Below are 6,502 nucleotides of genomic sequence, written 5' to 3' on the forward strand. Positions count from 1 at the left end.
CCCTGCCGCACGTGCCCGATCCCTCTCTGTGCCGCACAGGCCCCTTCCGCCGTGCCCGCCTAGCCTGGAAGGAGACCTGTCCCCCGGCTGGAAGGGGGCGGCTGTCATGGCCTCCTTTTCGAAGGCACGCACCGCACTCGCCGAGCTCCGCGAGGATCTGACCGGTGAGGTCCTCACCCCCGGGGACCCCGGCTACGACGACGCCCGGACCGTCTTCAACGCCATGATCGACCGAAGGCCCGCCGTGATCGCCCAGTGCGAGACGGAGGCCGACGTGGTCCGCTCGGTGCGCTTCGCCCGGGACCTGGACCTGAACATCGCCGTGCGCGGCGGCGGTCACAGCGTGGCGGGCATGGCGCTCAACGACAACGGCATGGTCGTCGACCTGCGCCGGATGCACGCCGTCACGGTCCACCCCGGGTCCCGGAGCGTACGGGTCGAGGGCGGCGCCACCATGAGCCATCTCGACCGCGCCACCGAGCCGTACGGACTCGCGACCACCGGTGGCCGGGCCTCCACGACCGGCGTCGGCGGTTTCGTGCTGGGCGGCGGCAGCGGCTGGCTGGACCGGCTGTTCGGGCTGGCGATCGACAACCTGCTCGGCATCGAGCTGGTGACCGCCGACGGCCGTACGGTCCTGGCGACCTCCGGGGAGAACCCCGAACTGTTCTGGGCGCTGCACGGCGGCGGCGGGAACTTCGGCATCGCCACCGCGCTGACGCTCAGACTGCACGAGCTGCCCGCGTTCGCCGTCGCCATGGCGCTGTACCTGCCGAAGCACGGCCCCGAGGTGATCCGCGTCTTCCGCGAGATCATGGAGACCGGCCCACCGGAGGCGGGCGGGGGCGTGATCTACCTCACCGGCCAGCCCGAGGAGTTCGTCCCCGGGCACCTGGTGGGCAAGCTCGCGTGCTTCGTCCTCCTGACGTACACGGGCACCGAGGACGACCTGCGCAAGGTCGCCCAGCCGCTGCTGGCGCTGCCGCACGAGGCGGAGGCCGTCCAGACCATGCCGTACGCGGACGTCCAGTGCATGATCGACGACCCACCGGGGATGCGGAACTACTGGTCGGCGGAGTACGTGCCGGGCCTTCCGGACGAGCTGGTGGACGTCTTCTGCGCCCGCGCCGACTCGATGCCCGTACCCACCGGGACCCAGCACGTGCTGTTCCCTCAGGGCGGTGCCGTCGCCGACGGGCCCGCCGAGTTCCCGGTGCCGTACCGGCACGCGGCCTGGGTCGCGCACCCGTTCGGGATCTGGGAGGAGCCGGTCGACGACGAGCGCTGCATCCAGTGGGTGCGGGACGTACGGGCCGACGTCCGGCCCTGGAGCACCGGCGCGACCTATCTGAACTTCATCGGCGAGGAGGGCGCCGACCGCGTCGAGGCCGGCCTGGGCGCCGAGAACACGCGTCGGCTGGCCCGGGTGAAGGCCGCGTACGACCCGGACAACGTCTTCCGGTTCAACCACAACATCACCCCGGACCCCAGATGAGAGCGGCCACGCGGAGCGAGCAGGCCCGCGCGACAACCGGCCGGAGATGTTCACGGCGCGTCCTCGCAGGTAGCGTCCGCTCATGGACAGCCGCAGCGACAGCCGCCCCGACCCCCGGGACACCGACGGCGGCGGGATCACCGTACGGCGGGCCCTGGAGCTGCCCGGTCTGCGCGGTGGCCTGCCCGAGGTCCTGGCCGGGGCCGACCTGCTGGAGCGGACCGTGCGCTGGGTGCACGCGGGCGAGGTCCCGAACATCGCCTCGCTCCTCAAGGGCGGCGAGCTGCTGCTGACCACGGGCTACGGGCTCGGCACCCGCCCGGTCGACCAGCGCGCCTTCGTCCGCACCCTGGCCGACCGCGGTATCGCGGCGCTCGTGGTCGAGCTGGGGACCCGCTTCACCCGGCTGCCCGCGGCCCTCGTGGAGACCGCCCGCTCGGCCGGTCTCCCGCTGGTCCAGCTGCACCGCGAGGTGCCGTTCGTGACCGTCACGGAGGAGATCCACACCGAGATCGTCAACGGGCACTACGCGCTCCTCCAGCGGGCCGAGGAGGTCCACCGGCGCTGTACGGAGGCGTTGCTGGGCGGCGGCGGGGTGCCCCAGGTGCTCGGCATCCTCGCCGGATTCGGCGGCAACCCGGTGTTCCTGGAGACGGTGGACGGACAGCTCCTGTACGCCGCCGGTGCGCCCGTGCACGAGGGCGCCGACCCGCTCCAGGTATGGGAGGGGCTGCGCGGCCACCACCAGGACGAGCCGCCCGCGGGCACGGCCATCGTCGACGTACCGGGCGGCGGCCCCGGAACCGGCTCGGTGCGGGCCCGGCTGGTCCTGCTCCCGGTCGGCGCGCCGGTGGCGCCCGTGCACCGGATGGCGGCAGAGCGGGCCGCGGGCATCCTGGCCGTCGTCCTGATGCAGGCCCGCCAGGAGGAGGAGCTGGCCGCCCGAGGGCGCGGCGACTTCCTCACCGACCTCGCCGAGGGCCGCGTCACCGCCCAGGACGCGCCCGCGCAGGCGCGCGTCCTGGGCTTCAGGCCGGGCGGCGGCCCGCTGCTGCCGGTGGTGATGCGCCTGGCCGACGGCCCGTCACCGGCCGGGGGAGGCTGGGCGGTCCTGGCCCGGGCGCTGGCCGAGGAGCTGGCCGCGGTGGGAGTTCCCGTCCTGCTGGGCGTACGGCCCGTCGAGGGCCGTGTGCCCCTGCTGCTGGGCCTGCGCGCGGAGCAGGAGCGCCCGGCGGTCTCGGACCGGGTCGCGTCGGCACTGCGCGCGGGCGTGGAGCGTGCGGGCGTACGGCGGCCCGGCGCCCGGCCGCCCGTGGTGGTCGTGGGCGCGGCGGGCGGCTGGGCGGCCGCCTCGACGGGTCTGCGGCACGCGGCCGAGACGGCGACGGCCGCCCAGGGCCTGCCGGAACATCCCTGGTACGACGCCCGCCGCCTCGACATCGACCTGCTCCTGTGGCGGCTGCGCGACCACCCCGACCTGGCGGCCTTCGTCGATCGCGCGATCGGCCCCCTGCGCGACCACGACGCCCGGTCCAGGCCGGCGCTGCTGCCCACCCTGGAGACCTATCTGGCCCACGCGGGCCGCAAGGCCGAGACGGCCCGCGAACTCCACCTCAACCGCCAGACCCTCTACAACCGCCTCGCCCGCATCGGCGAACTCCTCGGCACGGACCTCGACGACCCCCAGACGGTCCTGACCCTGAACCTGGCACTGCGGGCGCGCAGGCATGTGCCGTAGCGACAGCACGGCCTAGGAAAGGGGCCTGGGCCGGGTCAACTCGTCGTAGACGCTGAGGACCTGGGCCACCGTCTCGTCCTCGCTCGGCCAGGTGGCGGCCTGCCGGACGCCCTTCTCCCTGAGGAGTTCCCGCCGGTCGGGATCCGCGAGAAGGCGGACGACCGCCTCCCCGAAGGCGTCCGCGTCACCGTGCGGGACGAGTTCGGCGGCGTCGCCGACCAGCTCGGGGATACCGGGTACGTCCGCCGCGACCAGCGGCACGCGCGCGTGGAAGGCCTCCTGCGCGAGGACCGACCGGGCCTCCCAACTGCCGGGCAGCAGTGCGAGATCCGCGGCGGCGATGAGCTCGGCGACGTCCTCACGCCGTCCCACCAGCCGGACCGGCAACTGCTCGTCCTCGATGCGCCGCTGCATGAGGGGACGCAAGGGCCCCTCCCCCGCGACCACGAGCAACGGCACCGGGTCGAGCCCGCGCCAGGCCCGCGCCGCGTCCAGCAGCGTCTCGTATCCCCGGTACCGGTCGAGCATGCCGACGGCCATGAGCAACGGCCGGTCCGTTGCGCCGAGTTCGGCCCGCGCCTTGGACGGCGGCCGGCCGGAGTCGTCTTCGGCCGCGCGCGGGGCGGGCAGCGCGATGGCGGCGAGGCGCGCGTCCCGGGCACCCCGGAGGCGTGCCCGCTCGACCAGGTCGGAGGTCGTCCCGAGCACCACGGACGCGGCCTTGGCCACCCGCCGCTCCAGCAGCCGCAGCAGATGCCCGCGTGCCCCGTCGGCATGGGCCCGCGAATGCCAGGTCACCACGAACGGCACGGGCCGCCCGCTGAGCGCGAGCGCGGCCCGGAACGCGGCGTGCAGTCCGTGCGCGTGCACGAGGTCGGCGTCCGCACAGGCCATCCGCAGCGCGGTCACGGAGGTGGGGTCGCTGCTGCGGGGTACGGGGACGTGCACGGCGCCGACACCCCTGAAGTCGTACGCCCGTTCGGCCTCGCTCGGGGCGCACACGGTGACCCGTACACCACGGGCCACGAGCCCCGAGGCCAGCGACCGCACGTGCGCACTGCTGCCCGCGCTGCCGCCGCCGAGCACTTGCACGGTACGCAGCGGCGACTGGCCGTGCGGTGGGCTGCTCACGTGGCTCACGTGGCCGGGGCTCCTGGTTCGGCGTCGGACGGTCACGAAGGGCGGAAGGAGGGCGCGGAGAGGGGTGTACCGCGCGAACCGCTTCCGCGTGCTACGTCAAGGATGCCAGGCCACAGGCGGGTTCCGGCACCGCCGAGACCGCGCCCCCGCGCCACGACGGGCAACACACCGCCAGGACTCACTCACACGAGTGACGTCCCGCTCACTGTTGCCCCTTCCGACCCACCGGCACCTTCGCGTCCGGCGCCCGTTCAGGGGCGCGGGTCCGTCCCCAAGGCCCTACCCGTCCCCCCGAGCCGTGGCCAGCAGCTCCTCCGCGTGGGCCCGCGCCGTCTCGGAGTCCTCCTGGCCCGCCAGCATCCGCGACAGCTCCCGGATCCGCTCCTCGCCCTCCAGCACCTTCACACCGGACCGCGTCACCGACCCGTCGTTGGTCTTCTCCACCAGCAGCTGCCGGTCGGCGAACGCGGCCACCTGCGGAAGATGCGTCACCACCACGACCTGCGCGGTCCTGGCGAGCTTGGCGAGCCGCCGTCCGATCTCGACCGCGGCCTTGCCGCCGACACCGGCGTCGACCTCGTCGAACAGGTATGTCGGCACGGGATCGGTCCCGGCGAAGACCACCTCCACCGCGAGCATCACGCGCGACAGCTCACCACCGGAGGCACCCTTGGCGATCGGCCGCGGCGGGGCTCCGGGGTGCGGAGCGAGCAGCAGCTCGACCTCGTCGGCGCCCGCCGGCCCGTACGCGACCGTACGCCCGCCGACCTCCACGCCCTCCGGGTCGTCGGTCTGCCGGATCGCGAACGACACGCGCGCGTGGGGCATGGCCAGCGAGGCCAGCTCGGCGGTCACGGCCGCCGCGAACCGCTCGGCCGCCTCCGTCCGGGCATCCGTCAGCGCCTGTGCCAGCCCGCCCAGTTCGGCCCGCAACGCGTCCCGCTCGGCGGTCAGCTCCTCGATCCGCTCGTCGTCACCGTCCAGCTCGGTGAGCCGCGCGGCACTCTGCTCGGCCCACGCGAGCACCGAGGCCACGTCCTCCCCGTACTTCCGCGTCAGCGCGTTCAGCGCGGCCCGCCGCTCCTCGACCGCCGCGAGCCGCAGCGGATCGGCGTCCAGGTCGTCGGCGTACCCGGCCAGTTCCCCGGCCACATCACCCAGCAGGATCCCGATCTCCCCGATGCGGTCCGCGAGCGCGGCCAGCGCCGGATCGTGCGACCGTACGGCCTCCAGGGCCCGGTGTGAGCCCGCCACGAGTGTCGAGGCGTCGACGCTCTCCGGATCCTCGGGGTTGCCCGCGAGAGCGGCGTGCGCGGCCGTGGCGGCGGACGCCAGCGCCTCCGCGTGCCCCAGCCGCTCGGCCTCCTCGGCCAGCTCGACGTCCTCGCCGGCCCGCGGCTCGACGGCCGCGATCTCGTCGAGTCCGTAGCGCAGCATGTCGGCTTCCTGGGCCCGTTCACGCGCGCGCGTGGTGATCTCGTCCAGTTCGGCGGAGACGGCACGCAACCGGCGGTACGCCTCGCCGTACTTGGCGAGCGGGACGGCCACCGCGTCCCCCGCGTACCGGTCGAGTGCCTGCCGCTGCCGGGACAGCTTGAGCAGTCCCTGCTGGTCGGTCTGCCCGTGTACGGCCACGAGCTCGTCGGCCAGCTCGGCGAGCACGCCCACGGGCACGGAACGCCCGCCGAGGTGGGCCCGTGAGCGTCCCTCGGCGGAAACGGTACGGCTGATCAGCAGCGCACCGTCGTCCAGCTCGGCCCCGGCCTCCTCGGCGCGTACGACCGCCGAGGCGCCCGCGGGCACACTGACCCGCCCCTCCACGACCGCGTTCTTGGCCCCGATCCGTACGAGCGCCGCGTCCGCGCGCCCGCCGAGCAGCAGCCCGAGGCTGGTGACCACCATGGTCTTGCCCGCGCCCGTCTCACCGGTGACGGCGGTGAAGCCGGGCGACAGCTCGACGACCGCGTCGTCAATGACTCCGAGCGACCGTATCCGCATCTCCTCCAACACGGAGAAGACCATACGAGGTCAGGCCACCCCTGTGCGACGGCCCCCACCCCGCTCGTACGAATACCCAGGTGAAGGAAGCGCCCGGAGCACGCATATCACCCAGGGGAGTGGCACCCGCC

General features: G+C 74.2%; 4 protein-coding genes. 2 read left to right on the plus strand and 2 right to left on the minus strand.

What is annotated here, in order from left to right; genetic code table 11:
• Positions 1-106: 106 nt before the first annotated feature.
• Entirely contained in the window at positions 107-1,495 is a 1,389-nt protein-coding gene (locus tag FNH04_RS12455) for an FAD-binding oxidoreductase (protein ID WP_152783431.1), read from the plus strand.
• Positions 1,496-1,577: 82 nt separating this feature from the next.
• Positions 1,578-3,233 (plus strand): PucR family transcriptional regulator, encoded by a 1,656-nt coding sequence (locus FNH04_RS12460; protein WP_152783433.1) that lies wholly within the window; start codon positions 1,578-1,580, stop codon positions 3,231-3,233.
• Positions 3,234-3,245: 12 nt separating this feature from the next.
• Here the strand turns inward: FNH04_RS12460 and FNH04_RS12465 are convergent, their stop codons facing one another.
• Both FNH04_RS12465 and recN read right to left on the minus strand, forming a co-directional pair.
• Positions 3,246-4,373: a glycosyltransferase family 4 protein gene (locus FNH04_RS12465; RefSeq protein WP_322722964.1), complete on the minus strand. Its 1,128-nt coding sequence runs from the start codon at positions 4,371-4,373 to the stop codon at positions 3,246-3,248.
• 279 nt (positions 4,374-4,652) lie between these two features.
• A complete protein-coding gene (gene recN, locus FNH04_RS12470; RefSeq protein ID WP_194236647.1) occupies positions 4,653-6,395 on the minus strand; it encodes a DNA repair protein RecN in 1,743 nt (580 codons plus the stop codon).
• Between the last annotated feature and the right edge of the window lie 107 nt (positions 6,396-6,502).

It is taken from the genome of Streptomyces phyllanthi (assembly GCF_009377205.1).
GTDB classification, from domain to species: Bacteria; Actinomycetota; Actinomycetes; order Streptomycetales; family Streptomycetaceae; genus Streptomyces; species Streptomyces phyllanthi.

What these genes read in the sequence shown, in the direction of transcription:
- FNH04_RS12460 (WP_152783433.1), top strand. Translation starts at nt 1,578, where the DNA reads ATGGACAGCCGCAGCGACAGCCGCCCCGACCCCCGGGACACCGACGGC.
- FNH04_RS12455 (WP_152783431.1), top strand. Translation starts at nt 107, where the DNA reads ATGGCCTCCTTTTCGAAGGCACGCACCGCACTCGCCGAGCTCCGCGAG.
- recN (WP_194236647.1), bottom strand. Translation starts at nt 6,395, where the DNA reads ATGGTCTTCTCCGTGTTGGAGGAGATGCGGATACGGTCGCTCGGAGTC.